Source organism: Trabulsiella odontotermitis (assembly GCF_001188485.1).
Classification (GTDB): domain Bacteria; phylum Pseudomonadota; class Gammaproteobacteria; order Enterobacterales; family Enterobacteriaceae; genus Trabulsiella; species Trabulsiella odontotermitis_A.
On the sequence record NZ_JNGH01000105.1, the window covers coordinates 1 to 24,874 of the forward strand.

General features: G+C 56.1%; 18 protein-coding genes and 9 pseudogenes. 12 read left to right on the forward strand and 15 right to left on the reverse strand.

Annotation, left to right across the window (positions count from 1 at the left end):
• Both GM30_RS17650 and GM30_RS17655 read right to left on the reverse strand, forming a co-directional pair.
• On the reverse strand, positions 1 to 874 hold an 874-nt coding region (locus tag GM30_RS17650; protein ID WP_049849697.1), incomplete at its 3' end, for a Gfo/Idh/MocA family protein.
• A 73-nt stretch (positions 875 to 947) separates the two neighbouring features.
• Complete coding sequence (locus GM30_RS17655; RefSeq protein WP_049849698.1) at positions 948 to 1,442, reverse strand: M48 metallopeptidase family protein; 495 nt, start codon at positions 1,440 to 1,442, stop codon at positions 948 to 950.
• A gap of 193 nt (positions 1,443 to 1,635) precedes the next feature.
• On the opposite strand from GM30_RS17655, the gene rlmG reads away from it, so the two are divergent.
• Positions 1,636 to 2,766: a 23S rRNA (guanine(1835)-N(2))-methyltransferase RlmG gene (gene rlmG, locus GM30_RS17660; protein WP_049849699.1), complete on the forward strand. Its 1,131-nt coding sequence runs from the start codon at positions 1,636 to 1,638 to the stop codon at positions 2,764 to 2,766.
• Positions 2,767 to 2,789: 23 nt separating this feature from the next.
• On the opposite strand, the pseudogene GM30_RS17665 reads toward rlmG, so the two are convergent.
• Positions 2,790 to 4,644 (reverse strand): annotated as a pseudogene (locus GM30_RS17665) (oxidoreductase).
• 263 nt (positions 4,645 to 4,907) lie between these two features.
• Between GM30_RS17665 and GM30_RS17670 the strand changes: the two are divergent.
• From GM30_RS17670 to GM30_RS17690, 4 genes are all read left to right on the forward strand, one after another.
• Complete coding sequence (locus GM30_RS17670; protein WP_049849700.1) at positions 4,908 to 5,753, forward strand: YPO3983 family protein; 846 nt, start codon at positions 4,908 to 4,910, stop codon at positions 5,751 to 5,753.
• Positions 5,753 to 6,223, forward strand: coding sequence for a DUF943 family protein (locus GM30_RS17675; protein WP_049849701.1), 471 nt, complete (start codon positions 5,753 to 5,755; stop codon positions 6,221 to 6,223). Before GM30_RS17670 ends, GM30_RS17675 begins: the two co-directional genes overlap by 1 nt.
• 308 nt (positions 6,224 to 6,531) lie before the next feature.
• The gene (locus tag GM30_RS17685; RefSeq protein ID WP_049849703.1) at positions 6,532 to 7,014 is read left to right on the forward strand and encodes a DUF943 family protein; all 483 of its coding nucleotides are present in this window, start codon (positions 6,532 to 6,534) and stop codon (positions 7,012 to 7,014) included.
• A 165-nt stretch (positions 7,015 to 7,179) separates the two neighbouring features.
• On the forward strand, positions 7,180 to 7,707 hold the full coding sequence (locus GM30_RS17690; RefSeq protein WP_049849704.1) for a DUF943 family protein: 528 nt from the start codon (positions 7,180 to 7,182) through the stop codon (positions 7,705 to 7,707).
• Positions 7,708 to 7,806: 99 nt separating this feature from the next.
• Here GM30_RS17690 and lsrK read toward each other — a convergent pair.
• Both lsrK and GM30_RS17700 read right to left on the reverse strand, forming a co-directional pair.
• Positions 7,807 to 9,376 (reverse strand): annotated as a pseudogene (gene lsrK / locus GM30_RS17695) (autoinducer-2 kinase).
• A gap of 35 nt (positions 9,377 to 9,411) precedes the next feature.
• The gene (locus tag GM30_RS17700; protein WP_049849705.1) at positions 9,412 to 10,251 is read right to left on the reverse strand and encodes a sugar-binding domain-containing protein; all 840 of its coding nucleotides are present in this window, start codon (positions 10,249 to 10,251) and stop codon (positions 9,412 to 9,414) included.
• Positions 10,252 to 10,468: 217 nt separating this feature from the next.
• On the opposite strand from GM30_RS17700, the pseudogene lsrA reads away from it, so the two are divergent.
• The 6 genes and pseudogenes from lsrA (at position 10,469) to lsrG (ending at position 15,655) form a co-directional block, all read left to right on the forward strand.
• A pseudogene (gene lsrA, locus GM30_RS17705) lies at positions 10,469 to 11,949 on the forward strand (autoinducer 2 ABC transporter ATP-binding protein LsrA).
• Positions 11,946 to 12,830 (forward strand): annotated as a pseudogene (locus GM30_RS17710) (ABC transporter permease subunit). The pseudogenes lsrA and GM30_RS17710 overlap by 4 nt, the downstream one beginning before the upstream one ends.
• Positions 12,831 to 13,647, forward strand: a pseudogene (locus tag GM30_RS17715) (ABC transporter permease subunit).
• 1 nt (position 13,648) lies between these two features.
• Positions 13,649 to 14,463: pseudogene (locus tag GM30_RS17720) on the forward strand (substrate-binding domain-containing protein).
• Positions 14,464 to 14,474: 11 nt separating this feature from the next.
• The gene (lsrF, locus tag GM30_RS17725) at positions 14,475 to 15,362 is read left to right on the forward strand and encodes a 3-hydroxy-5-phosphonooxypentane-2,4-dione thiolase (RefSeq protein ID WP_049849706.1); all 888 of its coding nucleotides are present in this window, start codon (positions 14,475 to 14,477) and stop codon (positions 15,360 to 15,362) included.
• Positions 15,359 to 15,655: a (4S)-4-hydroxy-5-phosphonooxypentane-2,3-dione isomerase gene (lsrG, locus tag GM30_RS17730; protein WP_049849707.1), complete on the forward strand. Its 297-nt coding sequence runs from the start codon at positions 15,359 to 15,361 to the stop codon at positions 15,653 to 15,655. The genes lsrF and lsrG overlap by 4 nt, the downstream gene beginning before the upstream one ends.
• A 44-nt stretch (positions 15,656 to 15,699) precedes the next feature.
• On the opposite strand, the gene hpaA is transcribed toward lsrG, so the two are convergent.
• From hpaA to GM30_RS17770, 8 genes and pseudogenes are all read right to left on the reverse strand, one after another.
• Positions 15,700 to 16,590: a 4-hydroxyphenylacetate catabolism regulatory protein HpaA gene (gene hpaA / locus GM30_RS17735; RefSeq protein ID WP_049849708.1), complete on the reverse strand. Its 891-nt coding sequence runs from the start codon at positions 16,588 to 16,590 to the stop codon at positions 15,700 to 15,702.
• A 9-nt stretch (positions 16,591 to 16,599) separates the two neighbouring features.
• Positions 16,600 to 17,952, reverse strand: a complete 1,353-nt coding sequence (gene hpaX, locus GM30_RS17740) for a 4-hydroxyphenylacetate permease (protein WP_049849709.1) — start codon at positions 17,950 to 17,952, stop codon at positions 16,600 to 16,602.
• Between the two features lie 21 nt (positions 17,953 to 17,973).
• Positions 17,974 to 18,640, reverse strand: a pseudogene (locus tag GM30_RS17745) (aldolase/citrate lyase family protein).
• Between the two features lie 10 nt (positions 18,641 to 18,650).
• Positions 18,651 to 19,454, reverse strand: coding sequence for a 2-oxo-hept-4-ene-1,7-dioate hydratase (hpaH, locus tag GM30_RS17750; RefSeq protein ID WP_049849710.1), 804 nt, complete (start codon positions 19,452 to 19,454; stop codon positions 18,651 to 18,653).
• A gap of 103 nt (positions 19,455 to 19,557) precedes the next feature.
• A pseudogene (locus GM30_RS17755) lies at positions 19,558 to 19,910 on the reverse strand (5-carboxymethyl-2-hydroxymuconate Delta-isomerase).
• 9 nt (positions 19,911 to 19,919) lie between these two features.
• The gene (hpaD, locus tag GM30_RS17760) at positions 19,920 to 20,720 is read right to left on the reverse strand and encodes a 3,4-dihydroxyphenylacetate 2,3-dioxygenase (protein WP_049849711.1); all 801 of its coding nucleotides are present in this window, start codon (positions 20,718 to 20,720) and stop codon (positions 19,920 to 19,922) included.
• 1 nt (position 20,721) lies between these two features.
• Positions 20,722 to 21,855: pseudogene (locus GM30_RS17765) on the reverse strand (aldehyde dehydrogenase); the annotation flags it as partial.
• Between the two features lie 40 nt (positions 21,856 to 21,895).
• Positions 21,896 to 23,137, reverse strand: coding sequence for a fumarylacetoacetate hydrolase family protein (locus GM30_RS17770; RefSeq protein ID WP_049849712.1), 1,242 nt, complete (start codon positions 23,135 to 23,137; stop codon positions 21,896 to 21,898).
• A 271-nt stretch (positions 23,138 to 23,408) separates the two neighbouring features.
• Between GM30_RS17770 and hpaR the strand changes: the two genes are divergently transcribed.
• The gene (gene hpaR / locus GM30_RS17775; protein WP_049849713.1) at positions 23,409 to 23,852 is read left to right on the forward strand and encodes a homoprotocatechuate degradation operon regulator HpaR; all 444 of its coding nucleotides are present in this window, start codon (positions 23,409 to 23,411) and stop codon (positions 23,850 to 23,852) included.
• A gap of 3 nt (positions 23,853 to 23,855) precedes the next feature.
• Here the strand turns inward: hpaR and GM30_RS17780 are convergent, their stop codons facing one another.
• A complete protein-coding gene (locus GM30_RS17780; RefSeq protein WP_049849714.1) occupies positions 23,856 to 24,101 on the reverse strand; it encodes a putative Se/S carrier protein in 246 nt (81 codons plus the stop codon).
• Positions 24,101 to 24,865 (reverse strand): putative 2-hydroxyacyl-CoA dehydratase activator YjiL, encoded by a 765-nt coding sequence (yjiL, locus tag GM30_RS17785; RefSeq protein ID WP_049849715.1) that lies wholly within the window; start codon positions 24,863 to 24,865, stop codon positions 24,101 to 24,103. The genes GM30_RS17780 and yjiL overlap by 1 nt, the downstream gene beginning before the upstream one ends.
• Between the last annotated feature and the right edge of the window lie 9 nt (positions 24,866 to 24,874).

A 24,874-nucleotide genomic window follows, 5' to 3' on the forward strand; every position in this document is an offset into this window, starting at 1 on the left:
TTTCAACCAGTCGTGCAAAGGTCTCTGCCTCGTACAGCATGGTATTGATATGCTGTGGCTGGGTCAGATCCTGCGCTTTTCCACCGCGTGGAATAAAGCTCAACTTCTGACATTCAGAAATCTTCTCGATGACCAGCGAGCCCGCTTCGCCCTGGATTTCGCTTGGCTGCACGGAATCGCTGACTTTCGAGTGGTGCAGCGTCACGTCAAAATCGCCATAGTCGAGCACCACGGTGCCATGAGCGTCCACGCCGCTCTCCAGCAGGGTTGCGCTGGCCTGAACGCCATGTGGTTCGCCCCACAGCGCGACGGCGGAGGCGAGGCAGTAGAAACCGATATCCATAATCGAGCCGTTGGAAAACGCCGGATTGAAGGTGTTCGGGTTCTCGCCATCCAGATAACGCTGGTAGCGCGACGAGTACTGGCAGTAATTAATAAACGCTTTACGTAGCTTGCCCACTTTGCTGAGGGACTGCTGCAGTGTCAGGAAATTCGGCAGGCTGGCGGTTTTAAAGGCTTCGAACAGCACCACCTGGTTTTCGCGCGCCAGGGTGATGGCGCTTTCCACTTCATGCAGATTAGAGGCCAGCGGCTTTTCACAAATGACGTGTTTTTTGTGGCTCAGAAACAGGCGCGTTTGCGGATAGTGCAGCGAATTCGGGCTGGCAATATACACCGCGTCAATCGCATCGCTCTGTGCCATATCCTCAAGCGAGGTAAACAGGTGTTCGACAAGGTAATCGTTCGCGAAAGTCTGCGCCTGTTCAAGGCTGCGGGAATAGACGGCGGTGAGCTTGTATTTGCCGGTTTCATGGGCGGCATCGACGAACTGGCGGGTGATCCAATTCGTTCCAATGACAGCAAAACGTATCATAAACGTTCATGTACTCCGTAGCGTGGGATCTTTTGTCACTCTAGCATGTAATGATGACAAAACGAGTGCGCTATTACGCAGAACGGTTTAATGAAAGGTGCGTCAGCCACAGCCGGGTATCGAACTCCAGCTGATGGTATTGCGGCTCCATATAGCAGCAGAGCTGGTAGAACGCTTTGTTGTGATCCTTTTCTTTCAGGTGCGCCAGTTCATGGACCACAATCATTTTTAAGAATGCTTCTGGCGCGTTGCGGAAGACAGTGGCGACGCGGATCTCCGCTTTCGCTTTCAGCTTACCGCCCTGTACGCGTGAGACAGCAGTGTGCAGGCCGAGCGCATTTTTCAGCACGTGGATTTTGTTGTCATACATCACTTTGTTTACCGGGGCCGCGCCGCGCAGAAACTGATTTTTTAGATCCTGGGTGTACTGGTACAGCGCTTTGTCCGTGGTGACGTCATGATGACCCGGATAGCGTTTTTCCAGCACTTCGCCGAGGCGGTTCTGGTCGATCAGCGTTCTGACCTGCGTCAGCAGGGATTCAGGATAACCGTGTAAATAAGTGAGCATAATAAATAGGTTTACATTTTTACACGTCATCCTTCAAGTTGCCTCTTTGTTGGCTGCTTTCGTTCACCCCAGTCACTTACTAGTGTAAGCTCCCGGGGTTCACTCAGTTGCCGCCGCGATGCAACTCGAATGATTTTGTGTAAATGGGTAATTAAGCGATAAAACGCGCGAATTTTAGCATCCCGGAGGGGCGATGAGCCAGGCAGAGTTAAACGGTGAGTTTTTCACCTTAGATCGTTTTCCACCCAACGTGGAGGATCCATCGTTACAGGCGTGGGACGCCGCCGATGAGTATCTGCTCCAGCAGGTGGGCGACACCGAAGGCCTGACGCTTATCCTCAACGACAATTTCGGCGCGCTGGCCTGTACGCTGGCCGAACGTCATCCGGTCAGCATTGGCGATTCGTACGTCGCTGAACTGGCGACAGGCCACAACCTGCGGATGAACGGTATTGATGAGTCCTGCGTCACGTTCCAGGACAGCCTGTCGCCGCTGCCTTCTGCGCCGGCGCTGGTGCTGATCAAAGTGCCGAAACAGCTGGCGCTGCTCGAGCAACAATTGCGGGCGTTGCGCGAGGTGGTGACGCCGGACACCCGCATCATCGCTGGAGCGAAAACCCGCGATATCCACAATTCGACGATGGCGCTGTTTGAAAAGATCCTCGGCCCGACCACCACGTCGCTGGCGTGGAAAAAGGCCCGGTTGATCCACTGCACCTTTACCGCGCCTGCGCTTGAGGAGGCAACGGACATCTTCAGTTGGCCGCTTGAAGGCACGGAATTCACCATTCATAACCACGCCAACGTCTTTTCCCGCAGCGGGTTGGATATCGGCGCGCGGCTGTTTCTGCAGCATCTGCCGGAAGGCATTGAAGGGGAGATGGTGGATCTCGGCTGCGGCAACGGGGTGATTGGTTTGCAACTGCTGGCGAAAAACCCGGACGCCCGCGTGCTGTTCGTCGATGAATCCCACATGGCGGTGGCGTCGAGCCAGCTGAATGTGGAGCGTAATCTGCCGGAGGCGATAACGCGCAGCGAATTTATGATCAACAACGCGCTGGCAGGCGAGGATCCGGATCGTTTCGATGCGGTGTTCTGCAATCCGCCGTTTCATCAGCAGCATGCCATTACCGATCACATCGCCTGGCAGATGTTCAACGATGCCCGCCGTGCGTTGAAATATGGCGGCGCGCTGTATATCGTCGGCAACCGCCATCTGGATTATTTCCGCAAGCTGAAACGCGTGTTTGGCAACTGCACCACGCTCGATACCAACAACAAGTTTGTGGTGCTGAAAGCGGTGAAGGTGCGTAAAAAGCGTTAAACGCCGTCTCGCCGGGCAAAACGTTAAATCTCCAGCGCCAGTTTCGTCCCCTGCGCAATGGCCCGGCGTGCATCCAGCTCCATCGCCACATCACAGCCGCCAATCAAATGCACTGTTTTGCCGAGTTGCCGTAGCGGTTGCGCCAGCGGCTCCTGCCCGGCGCAGATCACCACATGATCCACGTCAAACCGCTGCGGTTCGCCGCCGATTAGCACATGTAATCCGTCGTCGTCGATCTTCTGATAGCTGACCGCCGGGATCATCTTCACGCCGCGGGACAGCAGGGTAGTGCGGTGGATCCAGCCGGTGGTTCTGCCTAAGCCCTCGCCAGGTTTCCCGGCTTTACGTTGCAGCATGACGATCTGCCGCGGGCTTTTTGGCAACTGCGGCCCTTCCGGGCGCAATCCGCCGGCGGGATTCAGACTGGTGTCGCGTTCGCCGACCGGCGTTTTGTCGCGCAGCACGTCGAGGTAAGTCAGCACTTTCGGATGATCGATACCGTCGATGGTCGGGATCCGCGGTTCGATACCGGTCGCGAGGATCACGTCATCAAACATGCCCAACTGATCGGCCGAGACGGTGCGGTTGAGCTGCACGTCAACACCGGTGATGTCGAGCATCCGCCGGTAATAGCGCAGCGTTTCGTAGAACTCCTCTTTGCCGGGGATCTGTTTGGCGATATTAAACTGGCCGCCGATTTCGGCCGCTGCGTCAAACAGCGTCACCTGATGACCGCGCGCGGCGGCATTAACGGCAAACGCCAGCCCCGCCGGGCCTGCGCCTATCACCGCCAGCANCGCGCGGATTCACCAGGCAGGAAGTGACTTTGCCCGCGAAAATCTGATCGAGACACGCCTGATTACAGCCGATGCAGGTGTTAATTTCATCGGCGCGATCCTGCTGTGCTTTGGTTAACAACTCGGCATCTGCCAGGAACGGGCGCGCCATCGACACCATATCGGCATCGCCGCGCGACAAAATATCGTCTGCCACCTGCGGATCGTTAATGCGGTTGGTGGTGATCAGCGGAATCGACACGCAGCCTTTCAGCTTGCGTGTCACCCAACTGAACGCTCCGCGCGGCACCGGTGTGGCGATAGTAGGAATGCGCGCCTCATGCCAGCCAATGCCGGTGTTAATGATGGTCGCGCCTGCTGCTTCCACTGCACGCGCCAGTTCGATGGTTTCGGCAAAAGTGCCGCCGCCCTCGACCAGATCGAGCATCGACAGGCGATAAATAATGATGAAATCCTCACCCACCCGTTCGCGAACTGCGCGCACCACTTCCAGCGCAAAACGCATCCGGCGCGGATAATCGCCGCCCCATTCATCAGTGCGCTGATTGGTACGGGCGGCGAGGAATTCGTTAATCAGATAGCCTTCCGATCCCATTACTTCCACGCCGTCATACCCCGCCTCGCGGGCAAGCTGCGCGCACTGGGCGAACTCAGCGATTAGCGTCAGGATTTCGTCGTGCGTTAATTCGTGGGGCGTAAAGCGGTTAATCGGCGCCTGAATCGCCGAGGGGGCCACCGGACGCGGCTGATAGCTGTAGCGCCCGGAATGCAGGATCTGCAGGGCGATTTTGCCGCCTTCCTGATGCACCGCATCGGTAATCAGACGGTGGTGCGGTAGATGGCTGGCATCGCTCAGTACCGCCGCGCCCTCCATCGTCACCCCGGATAACGTCGGCGCAATGCCGCCGGTCACAATCAGCGCCACGCCGTGACGCGCCCGCTCGGCATAAAACGCCGCCAGCCGCTCTGCACCGTCTGGGCGCTCTTCCAGACCGGTATGCATCGAACCCATTAACACGCGGTTTTTGAGCGTAGTGAAGCCCAGGTCAAGCGGGGCGAAAAGCGACGGATAGCGGCTCATAAACGTTTCCAGTATGTAAAATTATTGTTATGTGGTCGGATGAGTTACTAATTTAGCCACCAGGAAGCAAAAGGGAAAAGGGGGAAGGCTGTGATTGTGATGGGAATCAAAGAACTGACCAGGGGACCTCAGTAAAACCAAAAAAGTCCTGATCTCAACCCCAGAAGATAGTGTGAAGTGTGGCGCTTTTTCGGCGCGCTTTTTATTTTAATGTTTGCAAATTATATGTCGTAACCATTTGTTATTCATGGGGTAAATTGAATATGGATCAGAGTTTCAACTCATCAATGTATCTACCTGACACGCTCTTTGAAACCGTTAAATGCTTCAACGATTCTTCTGCCGACGACATGCAGTGTGGCGATATGGGAGAACAGGAACTGCTTTCACTTGGTCTTAGAGATATATCAGCGAAAGTGGATCCTTATCGCCTCATTCGTTACGACATTCCTTACACAACACCTGTCGATGGGATTTCATGGGCAACCGCCAGAGGTATAAAAATATCACATGAAGAATGTATCGACATTTTATTTAAAGAAATGAAAGAGCTTTCAAAATTATTTTCTTTTCAAGGTGTGTATAAAGCGATTATCGCAGAAATGATTGATCATTTTAGATATGGGAATGGCAATGGGTTTTATAGCCAACGGTTGAATTTAGCTTTCTATGACAGGATTAATAGCTATTCGCCTGGAAATCCACTTTCCAGAATTGAAGATACCATTCGGAATGAGTTTAAGTTTAACTCCACGTCAACATATTACCCATCACTCTTGCATTCAATAAAGGTTAAACTTTTGGATTCTAGCTTGCCAAAATTTAACGAAAAAAAGGATAGAATCAATGGGTTGGGGATCAGTGTTCATGATATTGCGGCTCAGAAGATTGTACTGACAAATCTACATAAATACGCTATGGGATGGAGCGCTACGGTATATTTCGATGCGCAGGATCATTTTGGCCTTGATATTACTGATATTAAAAGCAAAGTTTATAGCCAATTCCGCTTCTTTCGTATCTGGTTTTTCTTACAGCGACACAGAAATTTTGCCTTTAAACCTTTTTTTACAAACTTTCACGCAATAGGGAAAATTGGAGAATATTGATGAAAAGGAAATTCCCCAAACTCTTATTGTGCCTGTTTTTAACAGGCGGAATTTATAATCTTTGGACGCTTCGCCCTGTCAACATATTATATGTTTACTCAGATGCCGGTTCGACCGTCTCTATGGTAGTGGATCATTTACCCTGGACTGACAGGGACAAAATTGCTTGGTATCTGACGCATCGTGACGAGTTCAAAAGAAAATATCCATTATCAGATGAAAACTATCAAACATATTACATCACTGATATAGGTGAAGGTTTTACTAATTATGAAAAAAGCCCACATGAGGATCTTAGATGTTACCCGACGCTAAAGAACGAGAACAATTGTATTGTTAAAAACTACCTCTTAATCGTTGATGAATATGCTGGAAGTAATACTCGATTGTATATACCTGATAGTGAAACTGATTATCAACTTACGCCTGATAATAAACTGGAAGTTATTTATCCACCTAAGGAATCATGATGAAATCAGTGGGTTTAATAACAACAAACAAAGGCTGCAAACAGTCGTCGTCAAACAGGCTCGACATTGTTCTCCGGATGCGCTGCGCTTACCGGCAAAGACGAGACTGCCAACTGCTCGTCTGAGAAAAGAGCGCTCTTCCTGAAAAAGATGGGAATCAAAGATCTCATCGTTATAACTCGACTTGCACGCATGGCGACCTGGAAAGCATCTTTTGTCTACAGCCTGGCTGGAATTTTTAATTAAATACAAATTGAACGTCTGGAATAACGTCTTTTCATCGGTAATAATTCATGGAGTGAATATAAATGAGAAAAAGGAAAACAAAATATTTATTACTGGTCGCGTTTATGATTGTCGCCATATACAATTTATGGACAACAAGAAATATTAATATTCTATATGTAAATCCATACTGGAATGGGACTACTGTTGTTGTGGTTGACCATACTCCATTAACAGATAGAGCCAAAATTCTGTGGTTTTTAGATCATGAAGAAGAACTCAAAAGGAGATACAAAGCAATAAATTACTGGACGGGTAGAGTTGTTATTATTGATGCAGAAGGTGGTTTATTAAATCTTAAGGAGTATCCGAATGAGGATTTACGCTGTTTTGATGATATTCCTTCTGAAAATAAATGCGTGATCAAAAACACCGTACTTCTTGTAGATATTTTAGCGCAAAGCCTGGTGCATTTTCAGATGGGTTATGGTGGAAAGATATATTCGCTAGATGATAATGGCAATATCCAGCCTGAAATACAGGAATGGCCAAATGTGCATGATTAATAACGAGGAGTTAGAACAGTGAAAATGTTATTTGGTGGCACAGTGTTAGTGAGTATGAAATTTATAGCAGGGAAAAGGCTTCCGCCAGAAGAGTGTGCGAAGAATGGCATGTTTTTAAACCGTTTTCACTAATTTTCATACTGTAGTGAATATTGGTGAATTCTGATGAGTGTTACGATTCATTTTAGAAAACTGCTTGCAACACTATTCATAATAGTAGCGTTATATAATGCGTGGACGCTTCAGAACGTGAATGTTTTGTTTGTTGATCACGTATGGGCTGGTGATTATGTGATAGCAGTCGACCATCTCCCGCTAACCGATAGAGATAAAATTAACTGGTTTAATGATAACAAAAAAATGCTACAAAACCGTTATGCTATTTCAATGGAAGATTTTAACGAGATAACGATAATTGAGGCTGTCGATGGCATAAAAAACATTAATAGCCGATGGATAGATGACTATTATTGCTTCAACCATATTGATAGTGACTATCGTTGCGTCGATAAAAGTTTACAAGTTAATGTTACTCGTGCTCAGGATGATACCGTGACGTTTTATATTCACAGTTTTGGTGGTATTTATGTCCAGAGTACGGATGGCAGCGTGCAAAAAAGCAATTATGAACGCTATTTTGATGATGTGGACGACAGACTAGGTACAAGCCTCGATCGTTGGCTGTTCCATTAACAGTCGTCATTAAACAGGCTCGACATTGTTCTCCGGATGCGCTGCGCTTACCGGCGCTACGGGATTGTAGGCCGGATAAACGCAGCGCATCCGGCACTATCAGACCGTAAGCCCCGGCGCCTGCCACATTGACGTTGTCAGGCCGCTGTCCACCAGGCCCAGTTGCTCGGTGTAGACTGCCTGCCATTTCTGCATCATGCCGTCGTAGAGCTCGCGGTGGGCGGGGTTGGGGGTAAATTCCCGGCTCCAGCTCACCAGTCGTTCGCCTGCGGAGGCCATGTCGCTGAACAGTCCGGCACCCGCGCCTGCGGCAATCGCACAGCCGAGCGCGGTGGCTTCTTTCACTTCCGGTACTCGCACCGGCAAACCGGTGACGTCGCTTAAAATCTGGCTCCACAACGCGCCTTTGGCACCGCCGCCCGCGAAGACGAGGCTGTCAAACTGCACGCCGGAGAAGCGGGAGATCTGCGCCAGGTTGCAGGCGGAGACGATGGCCGCGTTCTCTTCCAGGGCGCGGAACAGCGTCGCTTTGTTGCATTTTTCCGGGTCGATGGAGAGGTTAATAAACGACGGTGCTGCGTGGTACCACTGCTTGAAGTGCATTGCGTCGGAGAAAATCGGCATTACGCCGTGGGAGCCTGCCGGGACGCGGCTGGCCATCTCTTCCAGCAATGAATAGGTGTCGACGCCGAGCCGTTCGGCAATCAGTTTTTCTTCGGCGCAGAAGGCATCGCGGAACCAGCGCATGGTCAGGCCGGTGAAAAAGCTGATCGATTCCGCCTGCACCATGCCAGGAATGACGTGCGGGTTCACGCGAATGTTCATGTCCGGATCGGTACGCACCTGCGGCAGGTTGACCACCTGCTGCCAGAAGGTGCCGCCGAGCACGGCGGTTTGCCCGGCGCGTACCACGCCAAGTCCCAGGCNAGCCAAGCTGCACATCGCCGCCGCCCATCACTACCGGAGTGCCTTCCCGCAGGCCGCTTTGCTGCGCAGCCGCTTTTGTTACCGCGCCGAGCACGGTGCCGGTCTCTTTCACCGGTGAGAGAATATCCGCGCGCAGCCCGGCCATATCCAGCAGCGCGGGACGCCAGTCGCGGGTGAACAGATCGAGCATCCCGGTGGTGCCGGCGTTAGACGGATCCACGGCCAGTTCACCGGACAGCTTCGCTGCCAGCCAGTCGCTGATCATCGTCACTGTCGCCGCTTTGCGGTAAATATCAGGGCGATGGTGCGCCAGCCACAGCAGACGCGGCATCGCGCTCAGCGCCAGCGTCTGACCGGAGACTTCATACACTTCAGATTCAAAACGATAATCATGGATCTCTTTCAGCTCCGCCACTTCGCGGCTGGCGCGGGCATCCACGTTAGCGCAGGCCCAGATGGCCTCGCCGTTGCGATCGTAGAGCACGATCCCTTCGCGCATTGAACAGCAGGCGACGGACTGAATATCCGCCGCGGTCAGCCCGGCGCGCTCCAGCGCCTGATGCACGCACCGACAGGCCAGCAGCCAGTTGGTCTCAAGGTCGAATTCCATCGAGCCGGGGACGTTCTCCACGCTCAGGTGCTTCCACTCGGCCTGTCCCACGGCAATCTGCCGACCGTTCAGGTCGAAGATCACGGCGCGAATGCTGCCTGTCCCTGCATCTAACGCTAAAAGGTAACTCATGACCAACGCCTCGCTATGTTTGCGCGGCGGCGCAACTAATGCGCCAGAGCCAGTACCGCGCGGGCTGTCATCTCTTCCGTCACCAGGCCATTGATACGGCGACCCTTCAGTGCGGCATAAATCGCTTCTGCTTTTTCTTCGCCTCCGGCGACGCCGAGGATGGTGGGTAACTGCGCCAGCTCATCGAGGGTCACGCCGAGTAATTCGCGGTGGATCTCTAACCCTTCCACCTTTTCCCCTTCGGCATTAATGAAGTAGCCGAGGATGTCGCCCACCGCGCCTTTGCGGGCAAACATCNNCTTGAGGATGTTCGCCACCTCAGCCGACGAGACGCGCAACGGGGCGGGGATCATGCTGACGTTACAGGCTGCGTCGAGCTGGCCGATGCCGGTCATGTACGGACCCACGCCGCCAGAAAGCGTCACCAGGCGTACCTGCTGTGAGCCGATAAACCCGCTCAAATGCTGCAGACAGCTCATGGTCGCCTCGCCAAAACCGACGGCGAGCAGCTGATCCGGCTGCAGCACCCCCATCAGCGATTGTGCGGCGCCAATGCCCAGCCGAACGTTCATCGTTGGCGTGTTGAGGGCGGGGAGAACGCGCGTGATTTTCAACCCGAACCGCTGCTGGAGCTCGGTTTCCAGCGACAGACAGCCTTCATAGCGGGAGTTGATCTGCACGCGGATCACCCCCGACTGACGGCCCTTTTCCAGCAGGCGCGAGATCTTCAGTCGCGGCAGTCCGAGACGCTCACCGATGTCGTTTTGCGTTAAGCCATCGTGGTAATAGCACCACGCCACACGCGCCACCAGTTCTTCTTCCGCCAGCGCCAGGCCCGCGAAACGTCCCTCATCCATTGCTCTTTTTTCGCTCATAGCTGAACTCTTATAAAAATTTAGATCATATGTTCATCATTGTGCGCGCAGAAAGTGTGAGCCGCGTGGCAAAAGTGAACTTTTGGCGAGAAGTTGACCATTCCTGAGACGCTAATGGTTAAAAGTGTGATCGCCGCACGATAATAATTATAGTTCACCGACTACGATTTTGAACATTATTAAATTTAAAAATCATTTGTTCAAATGCGGAGCGATGATGACCCCACTGATAGAAGCAAAAGCTATCCGAAAGGCATTCTCAGGTGTGCCGGTCCTGAAGGGCATTGATTTCACATTGCTTTCAGGCCAGGTACACGCGCTGATGGGCGGCAACGGCGCCGGGAAATCGACGCTGATGAAGATCATCGCGGGCGTCGAAACGCCGGACAGCGGCGAGCTCAGCATTAATGGCAAAGCTTTTTCCCGCCTGAAACCCGGACAGGCGCACCAGCTTGGCATTTACCTGGTGCCGCAGGAGCCGATGCTCTTTCCGAATCTGACCGTGCGGGAAAATATTCTCTTCCGTCTGCCCCGTAACGCCAACACCGACACCTTGCTGGCGGAAAAGCTGCAACAGCTTAACTGCCAGCTCAATTTACAGGCCGCCGCCAGCACCCTTGAAGTGGCCGACCAGCAGATGGTGGAAATCCTCCGCGGACTGATGCGGGAGGCACAGATCCTGATCCTCGACGAACCTACCGCGTCGCTGACACCAGGGGAAACGGATCGCTTGTTCAGCCAGATCCGCGCATTGCAGGGGCTGGGCGTGGGCATTGTGTTTATCTCCCATAAATTGCCGGAGATCCGCCAGCTCGCCAGCCACGTTTCAGTGATGCGCGATGGCGCGGTGGTTCTGAGCGGTGAGACGGCGCAATTCGACAATAATGCGCTGATCGCCGCCATGACCCCCGCCAGCCGCGAGCATGCGCTCAGCGATACGCAAAAACTGTGGCTGGCGCCGCNCGCCGCACGCAGGCGCAGGATTTCCCGGTGTTGCGGGTGGAGGATCTGACCGGCGAAGGGTTTATCGATCTCAACCTGGAGGTTTACGCCGGAGAGATCGTTGGCCTGGCCGGGCTGGTGGGCTCCGGGCGCACCGAACTGGCGGAAACCCTTTACGGGCTGCGACCGGTACGGGCGGGCAGAGTCTGGCTGGAAAATCAGGAGATCAACCGCGAATCCACGGCGGCGCGTCTGGCGCGTGGCCTGATTTATCTTCCCGAAGACAGGCAGGTCTCCGGGCTGTTTCTCGATGCGCCGGTACGCTGGAACACCGTGGCGCTGAACGAGCCGTCCATCTGGCAGCAGCGCAAACGCGAGTCGGCGGTAGTGGAACGCTATCACCGGGCGCTGGGGATCAAGCTCAACAGCACCGAACAGCCGCTGCGCACGCTCTCCGGCGGCAATCAGCAAAAAGTGCTGCTGGCGCGCTGTCTGGAGGCAAACCCGTTACTGCTTATCGTTGATGAACCGACGCGCGGTGTGGACGTCTCCGCCCGCGCTGATATCTACCAGCTGCTGAAAAGCGTGGCGGCGCAGAACGTCGCCGTGCTGATGATCTCCTCGGATCTGGATGAGTTCCCGGGGCTGGCGGATCGGGTGCTGGTCATGCATCAGGGCGTGCTGAACGGCGAACTGACGCAACAGGCGATCAGCGTCGATCGCATGATGGCGCTCGCGTTTGGAGGTCACGCATGAAAACGTTGTTTAAAAACCGCGAACTGAGCGCGTTCCTCGCCATTCTGGCGCTGTTTGCCGTGCTGGTGGCGCTGAACCCGGCGTACTTCAGCCTGCAAACGCTGGGCATGATTTTCGCCAGCAGCCAGATCCTGATCCTGCTGGCGCTGGGTGCCACGATGGTGATGCTGACGCGCAATATCGACGTCTCGGTCGGCTCCACCGTTGGCCTGTGCGCGATTGCCGTTGGTGTGGCGCTGAACAGCGGCTACAGCCAAATGGATTGAAGGATTACCGGCGAGCCTGAAATCGCTGTCGGAGCCAGTGGCGCTGGGCATTTCGCCGCTCGGTTACCTGGTGTTGTGCCTGCTGGCTGTCGGGGCGTGGGTACTGTCACGTACTGCGTTCGGCCGTGATTTTTACGCTGTTGGCGATAACCTCGCCGCCGCCCGCCAGCTCGGCGTGGCCGTTAACCGCACGCGGATGCTGGCCTTTACCTTCAACGGGATGATGGCGGCCTGCGCCGGGATCGTCTTTGCCGCACAAATCGGTTTCGTGCCAAACCAGACCGGCAGCGGGCTGGAGATGAAAGCCATCGCCGCCTGCGTGCTCGGCGGGATCTCCCTGCTGGGCGGCACCGGCACGCTTATTGGCGCGTTCCTCGGTGCGTTCTTCTTAACGCAAATTGATACCGTGCTGGTGCTGTTCCGGCTGCCGGCGTGGTGGAACGACTTCATCGCCGGGCTGGTGCTGCTGGGGGTGCTGGTGCTTGATGGTCGTCTGCGTCAGGCGCTGACGCGCCATCAGCGGGCGCTGAAATACAGCCGTTNNTTCAGCCTGGCAACAAAGGCGGGAAAAAGGTCTCCCCTTTTCCAAAGCGTAAAAACAGAGAGGTGGCGTAAATGAAGCTGAACTGGGAAAGCGCGCTACTGATCCTGCTGGTGCTGGAGATTTTACTGTTCGGCACGCTCAATCCGCGAATGCTCGACATCAATATGCTGCTGTTCAGCACCAGCGATTTCATTTGCATCGGTATCGTGGCGCTGCCGCTGACGCTGGTGATCATCAGCGGCGGCATCGACATTTCCTGTGCGCCATCGCGCTGGGCGTGATGATGCAGTCCGGGCTGCCGATGAGTATTGCCGTACCGCTGACGCTGCTGCTCGGGCTGGCGTGCGGCCTGTTTAACGCGGCGCTGATCCACTACACCGGCATCAACCCACTGGTGATCACCCTCGGCACGCTCTACCTCTACGGCGGTGGTGCGTTGTTGCTCTCCGGCATGGCGGGGGCGACCGGCTATGAAGGTATTGGCGGGTTCCCGGACAGCTTCACGGCGTTCGCCAACCTGACGCTGCTGGGGCTGCCGGTGCCGCTGGTGATGGATAATCACCGCTTTTTTCTGGCTGATTACCCATCGCGGTCGCTTTGGCCGCCATCTGTTTCTTATCGGCCAGAACCCGCGTGCGGCGCGCTATGCCGCGCTGTCGGTGAACGGTATGCCCTACGCGTTGTACGGCATGGTGGGCGTGGCGTCGGCGATTGCAGCGCTGGTGATGGTCTCCTATTTCGGCTCCCGGNATCCCCAACCAGGTGTCGAGCGCGTTATCGGGTGCGCTGTTGGTGGTGGTGGTGATGGGACGCTCGCTGAGTTTGCACCGTGAATGGGTGCGCACGGCATGGCGTCGGGTTATCTCGCGAAAAACAATCGGAGCATGAGATGAAAGTAAAACTGATAGTGCAACTGAGTGCGCTGGCGCTGGCCATGAGTGTGGCGACCGCCCAGGCCGCAGATCGTATTGCCTTTATTCCGAAGCTGGTGGGTGTAGGGTTCTTCACCAGCGGCGGCCAANGTGCAGCTGATCAATAACTTCGTCAACCAGGGTTACAACGCGATTATCGTCTCTGCCGTGTCGCCTGATGGCCTGTGTCCTGCGCTCAAACGTGCCATGCAGCGCGGCGTGAAAGTGCTGACCTGGGATTCCGACACTAAACCGGAATGCCGCAGCATTTACATCAACCAGGGCACGCCGGAACAGCTGGGCGGCTTGCTGGTGGATATGGCTGCAAAACAGGTCACCAAACCAGCGGCAAAAGTGGCGTTTTTCTACTCCAGTCCGACGGTGACCGACCAGAACGCGTGGGTCAAAGAGGCGAAAGCCAAAATTGCCAAAGATCATCCGCAGTGGCAGGGGGGGGGGACCCCCAGAAAACCTGAAGCGTGAAGGAGTGGCGATTGTCGGCTTCAGTACACCAAACGTCATGCGTCCGTACGTTGAGCGCGGCACGGTAAAAGCCTTCGGTCTGTGGGATGTGGTACAGCAGGGCAAAATTGCGGTCAACGTCGCCGATCATCTGCTGAAAAAGGGCGATCTTAACCCTGGCGACAGCGTTGAGGTGAAAGATATCGGCACGCTGAAGGTCGAGCCAAACAGCGTGCAGGGTTATCAGTATGAAGCGAAAGGCAACGGCATCGTGCTGCTGCCGGAGCGGGTGGTGTTCACTAAAGAGAACATCAATAACTACGATTTCTGATGGGGGAGAAGATGGCTGATTTAGACGACATCAAAGACGGGAAAGATTTTGGCATTGGTACGCCGCAGAAAAACGCGCTCTACACCCTGAAAGGCTGCGGTTCGCTGGACTGGGGAATGCAGTCGCGACTGGCGCGTATTTTTAACCCGAAAAGCAATCGAACCGCGATGCTGGCGTTCGATCATGGTTATTTTCAGGGGCCAACCACCGGGCTTGAGCGTATCGATCTCTCCATTGCGCCGCTGTTTCAGGAAACCGACGTGCTGATGTGCACGCGCGGTATTCTGCGCAGTCAGGTGCCTGCGGCGACCAACAAACCGGTTGTGCTGCGCGCGTCGGGCGGCAACTCGATTCTGACCGAGCTGTCCAACGAGTGCGTGGCGGTGGCAATGGAAGATGCGCTGCGCCTCAACGTATGTGCGGTCGCGGCACAGGTCTACATCGGCAGCGAACACGAGCATCAGTCGATCAACAACATCATCAAACTGGTGGATGCCGGTAACCGTTACGGTATGCCGGTACTCGCGGTCACCGGTGTCGGGAAGGAGATGGCGCGCGATTCCCGCTATTTCTCCCTCGCCAGCCGTATTGCCGCTGAAATGGGCGCACAGTTCGTGAAAACCTATTTTGTGGAAGAGGGCTTTGAAAAAGTCACTGCCAGCTGCCCGGTGCCGATTGTGATTGCCGGTGGCAAAAAGCTGCCGGAACAGGAGGCGCTGGAAATGTGCTGGCGGGCGATTGATCAGGGCGCTTCCGGGGTGGATATGGGACGCAACATCTTCCAGTCCAGCGCGCCGTTGTCGATGCTGAAAGCGGTGAAAAAGGTGGTTCACGAGAACATGAGCGCCCGTGAGGCGTTCCAGTTCTGGCAGGAGGAAAAACAGGGAGAAGTGAAATGAATGTGACGCTGGTGGAAATCAACATCAAACCGGAACGGGTGGACGAATTTCTGGCGGTATTTCGCGCCAACCATGAAGGCGCGCTAACGGAGCCGGGCAATCTGCGTTTCGACGTGTTGCAGGATCCCGAGATCAAAACGCGCTTTTTTATCTACGAGGCCTACAAAGACGATGCGGCTGTGCTGGCGCACAAGAAAACTCCGCACTATCTGGCCTGCGTGGAAAAACTGGAAGCGTTGATGTCCGAACCGCGTAAAAAACGCAGTTTTATTGGGTTATTACCGGAAGTGTAATGTTTCTCCTCACCTGACCCTCTCTCGCTCGGGAGAGGGTTCTCTTACGATACCGGCACCTGCTTCGCGCGGTACGCGCTCGGTGAGCATCCCATCAGCCGGTTAAAAAAACGGGCGAAATAGGCCGGGTCTTTGAATCCCAGTTGCCAGGCGATTTCATTTACCGCACTGTCGGAGAAGAGCAGCAGCCGTTTGGCTTCGCGCATCTGCCGGTCGAAGATCAGTCGTTTGGGCGGGCGGTTGGCGAAGCGGCGGCAGATGTCCGTCAGCCGCGATTCGGTGATGTGCAGTTCATGCGCGTAATCCGGTAACGTCCAGTGCTGGTGGTAATGCGCGTCAATCAGCTGGGTAAAGCGCTGGAACAGCTTCAGTTCGCCGCGCATGCCGCTGGCGGCGTGGTCGTCGAGCTTTGCGTTACGCAGCAGCAGCGTAAACACCGCCTGCGCCAGCAGCACCAGCGTGTGCTCGCGCCCCGGCAGCCCGGCGGTGGATTCCCGTTTAATCAGTTGCCAGTAATGCGCCAGCGCTGCCAGCTCTTCGGGCTTATCGGCGAGCGACAGGCAGATCCCCGGCAGGCCGAACGTTTCCCGCGTGCCGGGGTAGAGTACTTCTAACAGCGGCCAGACCAGATCTTCGCGCACCGTCAATACGTGGCCGTCGCTGTCCGATTCGGTGATAAACGCATGCGGCACCGACGGCGGCGTCAGCACAAACAGCGGCGCCTGCACCGAATAGCGATGGTCGTCGAGCTGCAGCTCAATCTGCCCGGTATCGAGAAAGTGCATCTGAAAAAACTGGTCGTGGCGGTGCGCCTGCATGTCGCGGCCAAAAAAGGCCGCCATGCGGGCAAACGACTGATAATGAACATCTTCACTGCCCAGCGTTTCATCGTAGTCTTTGCTGATATCGATATTCGCAATGGTCGGCTGGCACATGGCGGCTCCTTAGTGGATCTTCTGCGGCGCCATGCCCGCAGTGTGCTGGCGGCTTTCCCGCTGCGTCATCGGAATGCGCGTCAGCACCAGCGCCCCGACCATCAGCAGTCCGGCAACGAACCACAACCCTGAACTGAAGCTTCCCGTGGCATCACGCAGAATGCCGATCAACAACGGGCTGACGGCGGATCCCACGTTACCGATGGCGTTGATCACCGCCAGCGCCACCGCGCGGGACTGCAGGCTAATCACCTGATCCGGCGTGGTCCAGAATATCGCCATGGCGGTAAACGATCCGGTCGAGGCCATAATGATGCCGAGCAGTTGGATCAGGCTGTGATCGGTTGCTGAGGCCAGCAGCCATCCCGCTGCGGCGAACAGATAGGGCAGGATGGTGTGCTTTTTTCGCTCTTTTAACCTGTCCGAACGACGGCTCCACCAGATCATGCCGAGGATAGTGCAAAACTGCGGGATCGCCGCCAGCAGGCCAATCACAATATTGCTGCTGCCGGTGTTGAAGCTTTGCAGGATCTGCGGCGTCCAGATGTTGATGGCGCTGAGCGTGTTGGTCAGGCAAAAATAGGCCAGCGTATAGAGCAGCACCGCCGGCGTCAGCACTTCGCGCAGGGGGGAGCGCGGCGCGACCGACGTCGACATCGCCACTTCCTGTTCGCGGGCGATCATCGCCTTCAGCGTCTGTTTTTCGTCATCGTCCAGCCAGGTGGCCTGATCCGGCGTGTCATTGAGAAAGAACCACGTCACCACGCCGAGCACGACAGACGGCAGCCCTTCCAGCAGGAACAGCCACTGCCAGCCTTTCAGATTCCACAGGCCATCGAGCGCCAGAATATAGCCGGAGAGGATCGAACCGAGCATCATGGTCACCGGCATGGCGATCATAAACAGCGCGTTGGCGCGGGCGCGATGATACGCCGGGAACCACCAGGTCAGGTAGACCAGGATCCCCGGCAGAAAACCGGCTTCTGCAATGCCCACCAGCATCCGCAGGATGTACAGCGTATGCGGGCTGGTAGCGAACATGGTGCAGGTCGACGCAATGCCCCACACCACCATGATTCCGGCTATCCAGCGGCGTGCGCCGACTTTGGCCAGCATGATGTTGCTCGGGATCCCGCACAGCACGTAGGTGACGTAAAACAGCGTCGCCGCCAGGCCAAACATGGTGGACGTCAGACCCAGATCTTTGCCCATCGTCAGCCCGGCAAAGCCGATGTTAATGCGATCGAGAAACGAAAAAACAAACAGAATAAAAAGAAACACGATCAAACGACGGAACAGCTTATTAATTACGCGATGCTCAACAGCTTTATTATCATTAGGTTGCAGGGTAGAGGTCGTCATGATGCGCTCCACATCGTACGGTTAGTAGACGGATTTATTGTTATTGACTGACGTAACCGGTGTATCGATAAAACGCGCCGCTAACGCTTCGGCGGCGCGGGCGAGTAGGGTGGTATCCACCCCGACGGCGACAAACAGCGCGCCGAGTTCAAGATAGCGTTTCGCTAACGTTTCATTAGCCATCAGAATGCCCGGTGCTTTGCCAGCGCTCAGGATTTGCGCGATGGCGCGCTCAATGGCGTCCTGCACTTCCGGGTGCTGCGGATTACCGGCGAAACCCATGTCGGCGCTGAGATCCGCCGGGCCGATAAACACGCNNGGTTTCGATTTGCACCAGCACGCACATGGCGTCGTTGGCGTGTTGCAGGTAATCGGGGATGCGGTTCCAGCGCGAGGCGCGGGCCAGCGCGCTGCCCACGCCGCGAATCCCGGCGGGAGGATAGCGCGTGGCGCTCACGGCAAGACGCGCTTCGTCGGCGTTCTGCACCATCGGCACCAGCAGCGTTTGCGCGCCCACGTCCAGCAGTTGTTTGATCTGCACCNTGTTCGGCGCATGCTCGGCGTCGATCAGCAGCCAGTCAAACCCTGCGCCTGCCAGCAATTCAGCGCTGTAGCTGCTGCACAATCCCAGCCACAGGCCAATCTGGGGTTTCCCGGCTTTTAGCGCGTCTTTGAAAGCGTTATTCATGCTCAATTCCTCACACAAAGCGGCAACTGATGGCGCCCATGTTGCCGTAGTCAACGTGGAAGGTGTCGCCCTTGCGCGCCGGCACCGGGCGGGTAAACGAACCGCCGAGAATGATCTGCCCGGCTTCCAGTTGCACGTCGTACGGCGCCAGTTTGTTCGCCAGCCACGCCACGCCGTTGGCCGGGTGATTCAGCACGCCTGCGGCGACGCCGGTCTCTTCGATCACGCCGTTGCGGTAGAGCAGGGCAGCGATCCAACGCAGATCCAGTTCGTCAGGTTTAATCGGGCGACCGCCGAGGATCACCCCGGCGTTGGCGGCGTTATCGGAAATGGTGTCGAACACTTTGCGTGGCCGCTGGGTTTCGGGATCGACGTTGTGACAGCGGGCGTCGATCAGCTCCAGCGCCGGGATCACATAGTCGGTGGCGTTGTAGACATCGAACAGCGTGCAGTTCGGGCCGCGCAGCGGTTTCGCCAGCACAAAGGCCAGTTCCACTTCGATGCGCGGGACGATGAAACGATCGGTCGGAATATCGCTGCCATCGTGAAAAAACATGTCGTCAAGCAGCGCGCCGTAGTCCGGTTCGTTGATCTGCGAGCTGGCCTGCATCGCTTTGGAGGTCAGGCCAATTTTATGCCCCTTCAGCACGCGCCCTTCGGCGATCTTCAGGTCAACCCATTCACGCTGTACGGCATAGGCGTCTTCAATGGTAATGGTCGGGTAATCGAGCGAGATCGCACGGATTTGCTCACGCTGTTTTTCGGCCTGATTCAACCGCTGGGCGATCAGGGTTCGGGTCTGTTTATCGAGCATAGTCATTCCTGTGGCAGTGCCGGATGGCGCGTTGCTTATCCGGCCTACGGTCCGGGGTCGCTGTAGGCCCGGTAAGCGAATGCGCCACCGGGCAAATCGCGCGCTACTTAAACAAGGCGTGCACGTTGTTCTGCTTGTAATTCAGCGTCGGGTGCAACTCTTCGATTTCGAAGGAGAGCGCCAGATAACGGCTCTCCATCAGTGCGGCGAAATGGCTTTTAATCAGCGCGAACAGTTGCTCGCCAACCTGCTGGCGGCTCTCCAGGCTGCGGCCCGCCCCGATTTTCAGCGTCATATGCACGAAGGCGTAATCGTGCTTGCCGTCGGCCATTTGCCAGGTGTCGAGCCACAGCGCGCGGCTGCGAATGCCGCCGATCGGGAAGATGCCGGTGGCGGCGAGCGCGTCGTTCACTTTGGCAAACAGGNNTCAGTACATTCAGCGATAAAATGTGGCATCAGGGATCCTTACGCAGACAGCGGGAAAACGGCGTTGACCTGACCGGTGCCGGAGCTGGGGAACAGGTCGGTGATGAATTCCACTTTGCCGTCGTAGTTATCCCAGCCGAGCAGGCCGAGCAGCATCACGGTGTCGTGCATGTTGCCTTCGCCGTAACAGTAGTCGGCGTACTCCGGCAGCATGCTGCAGAATTCCTTAAATTTGCCCTCGCGCCACAGCTTCACCACACGCTCATCCATCTGACGGTCGAATTCACGGGTGTAGCTGTTCATGCCTTCTTCTGCGCGCTGGTCGTCGATAAAACGGTGCGACAGCGAGCCGCTGGCGAGCACCGCTACGGTGCCGTCGTACTGCTCAATGGCTTTCATAATGGCTTCGCCCAGCTTGCGGCTGTCGGCGAAATCGTGGACGGTGCAGAATGCCGAAATGGAGATCACTTTGAAATGGCGGTCGCTGTTCATGTAGCGCATAGGCACCAGCGTGCCGTACTCCAGCTTCAGGCTCGGGATATTGTGTGCTTTGGCGCGCACACCGAGCTTAATGGCTTCATCAGCAATCAACTGGCCGAGCGCCGGGTTGCCGTCGTACTCGTAGGTCAGATCGCGAATAAAATGCGGCAGCTCGTTGCTGGTGTAAACGCCCGCGAAATGATCCGCGCAGTTGATGTGATAGGCGCTGTTGACCAGCCAGTGGGTATCGAAAACGATGATGGTATCGACGCCCATCTCACGGCAGCGCTTGCTGATTTCTNNAGAGAGATACATCGATGGAACGTGAGTCACTTTGGCGGCTAACGCTAACTTGCCCATATCAGACTCCCCATTTGGGGATCGGGTGATCGCCCATGGAAATGCAGACATTTTTCATTTCGGCGAACACCTCAAAGCTGTATTCGCCCCCTTCACGACCGGTGCCGGAGGCTTTCACACCGCCGAACGGCTGGCGCAGGTCGCGCACGTTTTGCGTATTCACAAACACCATCCCGGCTTCGATACCGCGCGCCAGACGCAGCACTTTGCTGACGTCCTGCGTCCAGATGTAAGAGGCGAGGCCGTATTCCACATCGTTGGCCAGCCGCAGCCCTTCAGCTTCGTCTTTGAACGGCAACAGGCAGGCCACCGGACCGAAAATCTCTTCCTGCGCCACGCGCATGCGGTTGTCGACATCTGCCAGCACCGTCGGGCGCAGGAAGTTGCCGCCTTTAAGATGCGCGGGCAGGTCGGCAGGTTTGTCCGGCCCGTGCTGCTGACTGATCAGCGCCCCCACCTGGGTGTTCGCATCGGTCGGATCGCCGACGCGCAGGCGGTTGGCGCGTTCGGCAAAACGCTTCACGAATTCCGGGTAAATGCTCTGCTGAATGAAAATGCGGGAGCCTGCGGTGCAGCGTTCGCCGTTGAGCGAGAAAATGGTGAACAGCGCGGCGTCCAGCGCGCGCTCGATGTCAGCGTCCTCAAACACCAGCACTGGCGATTTGCCACCCAGCTCCATCGAATACTTTTTCAGCCCGGCGTTCTGCATGATGCGACGTCCCGTCGCGGTGCCGCCGGTAAACGACACGGCGCGCACGTCGTGATGACGCACCAGCGCATCGCCCGCCGTGGCGCCATAACCCTGCACCACGTTCAGCACGCCCGCCGGAATCCCTGCTTCCAGCGCCAGCTCACCGAGACGATCGGCGGTCAGCGGCGACAGTTCGGACATTTTCAGTACTGCGGTGTTGCCGAGCGCCAGACACGGCGCGACCTTCCAGGTGGCGGTCATAAACGGCACGTTCCACGGCGACACCAGCGCGCAGACGCCCACCGGCTGCACCAGCGTGTAGTTGAGCATTTTGTCGTCAACCGGGTAGGTTTTGCCGTTCATCTGCTGGCACACTTCGGCGAAAAACTCAAAGTTATGCGAGGCGCGCGGGATCAGCACGTTTTTGGTCTGGTGGATCGGCAGGGCGGGGGNTTTTTGCCGTTAATCCAGTGATTTATCTTTTTCATTTCAGCGTCTCCTCATACGTCTGCTGGCTGATAATGCGGTTGACCAGGCGGCCCACGCCTTCCACTTCCACCACCACTTCGTCGCCCGGCACCACGTCGGACAGGCCTTTCGGCGTGCCGGTGGCGATCATGTCGCCCGGTTGCAGGGTCATAAAATCGCTCAGATAAGCGATCAGGAAGGGGATGTCGAAAATCAGATCGGCGGGGGTGGTGGCGGATTTGTCGACGATCCACGGCGCGATGGGCGTCAGCGTGTCGCGGCTTTTCACCCGCAAGTTCGGGCGATAGTAGTTTTCCAGGTAGTCGCGGATGGCGTAGTCGTTACAAATCGTGTAACCCGCCACATATTCCATCGCCGCTTCACGACTGACTTTATGCGCGGTTTTGCCGATCACCACCACCAGCTCGGCTTCGTAATGCATGTAGTCGACGTTATCCGGGCGGACAGACGTTTGCTTATCGCCAGTAAACGAGTTGGCGGCTTTGATAAAAATCAGTGGCTCTTCCGGCGGTTTGAAATCCAGTTCGCTGGCGTGATCGGCATAATTCAGGCCGAGGGCAAACAGCGTGCCGTGGGGGTGCGGTTGTGGCGCAACAGTGCGAACCTCCGCGATCTCACGCGCATCCACCACGCGGTTTTCCAGCGGCGGGAAACCCTCGGCGAGCACACGTACGCGATCGCCAGGTTTCAGCGCCACGCGGCTTTGCGGGGTGCCGAGCAGAATGGCGTCGCCGGGTTGCAGGGTGGCGAATTCGCTCAACGCGCTCAGCAGTTCGGCGGCGTTGCGCTGTAAATCCGCCGTACTCCAGCGATCGGCCTCGTGACCGTTGATGTCGGAGATGATGGTCAGGTTGTCAATGTTGTTCACCGCGGCCATTTCGCCCAGCGGGCAGAAACCGTCGCGGCATTTTGCCTTAATGGCCGGGCGGTAAAAGCTCTCTTCCGGCAGGCTGACCTCGTTAGCCAGCGCATAACCCGCAATGTATTCCGGCGCCTCGGCCACGCTTACCTTGCTGGCGGTTTTGCCAACGATCAGTGCCACGGTAGCGCCGCTCAGCACCGTTTCACCCTCAGGATACGGGATCGCCTCACCGCCGCGGATCAACGTGTTGCGCGGTTTGATAAACCACACTGCCGTTTTCGGCGGTGCGTTGTAGGGGGCTTGCCGGAATGCCTGCTGCCAGGCGTCAATTTGGCTGCGATGGTTGAGCGCAACGGCAAAAACAGTGCCTTTCATTCACCACTCCTCAGATCCGTTCGTGATTTCATTAATATATTAACGATTATCTTTATGCCGATGGCGGTGTTTTGGCAACTAAAGGTGAATTATTTGTGATCAGTTTAACGATAAATTTACATTTGAAAATTATAGTTGTTATTTTTCAAGTAATTAATAATTTATCTATAAATCTGGTAGACTTTTCAGTCATACGCGGGCTGCTGGAAAAAGCACCGTTTTTAAATTATTTATTTGTTAATGATTGTTGGGAATGTACGGGGTGGCAGCAATGCATGATTCGTTAACCATTGCGTTGTTACAGGCGCGGGAAGCGGCGATGGGTTATTTTCGGCCGATCGTCAAACGGCATAACCTCACCGAGCAGCAGTGGCGAATCGTTCGCGTGCTGGCAGATAACCCGTCGATGGACTTTCACGATCTGGCGTTTCGCACCTGCATTTTGCGCCCGAGCCTGACCGGCATTCTGACGCGCATGGAGCGCGACGGCCTGGTGCTGCGCCTGAAGCCAGTGACCGACCAGCGTAAGCTGTACGTGTCGTTGACCAAAGCGGGTTATGCGTTGTACGAACACGCGCAGTCGCAGGTGGAAGAGGCGTACCGGCAGATTGAAATGGAATTCACACCGGAGAAAATGCAGCAGTTGACCGCGCTGCTGGAAGAGTTTATCGCGCTGGGCAACCCGCAGGCTGCCGAACGCGATGAAGAAGAGTAGCGCTTACGGCGCCGGATACTGCGCGACGGGGTGGAAGTGTTCCTCGTCGCAGCGGTAAATGCTCTCCGTTAAGCCGGGGATCACCCAGCGTTCAGGTGCCTCGCCGTGCAGATGAATGCACAACCCACAGCCGCCGCGCAGGCCGCGCGGAATATCCTTCACCGTAAACGGCTCGCCTGCCGCCTGCAATTTTTTCCGCGTCTGGACCACGCCGAGTGTTGAATGAAACAGCAGAATGTAGTGCGCCATTATCGTCTCCGCTGTCGCTGACCGATCAACGCCGCGCCTATCGCCCCGGCAAACTGCGCGTCGGGGTGCGTCTGCACCTCCGCGCCCAGATGCGCCGAAAGCATTTGCGTAAACGTGTGGCAATGACTGACGCCGCCGGTAAACAGCACCGGCCCCTGCGACGTCAGGCGGGAGATGAAATTGGCGCTGCGCCGCGCCATGGCGTTGATAACGCCCGCCAGAATCGCGTCGGGCGCAATCCCCGCCGAGCGCAGGCTGATCACCTCCGATTCAGCAAACACCGTACACATGCTGGTGATGGCGTGCGGTTCCACCCCGGTCACCAGCGCATCCAGTTGCTCGACGCTGGCACCCAGCGTGCGGGAAATCACGTCAAGAAAACGCCCGGTGCCGGCGGCGCATTTGTCATTCATCAGGAAATCGGTGAGATTGCCTTCCTCATCCAGTTGAATGACTTTGCTGTCCTGGCCGCCGATATCAATCACCGTGCGGGTGTCCGCCATCAGCAGGCGAGCGCCGAGACCGTGGCAGGAGATTTCGGTCACCTGCTTGTCGGCAAAATCAACCAACTGGCGACCGTATCCCGTCAGCGTCAGAAACGGCCGTTCGGTCAGACCCTCGCTCAGCTCGCGCCATGCCTGTTCTATCGCCTGCGCCGGGCGAAAGGGCGTCGGGCAGAGGAAACGCCGCACAAGTGTGTTCCCCTCCAGCAGTACGCCTTTGGTGGCGGTGGAGCCGGAATCTATGCCTACCGTCAGTGACATTCCCGCTCC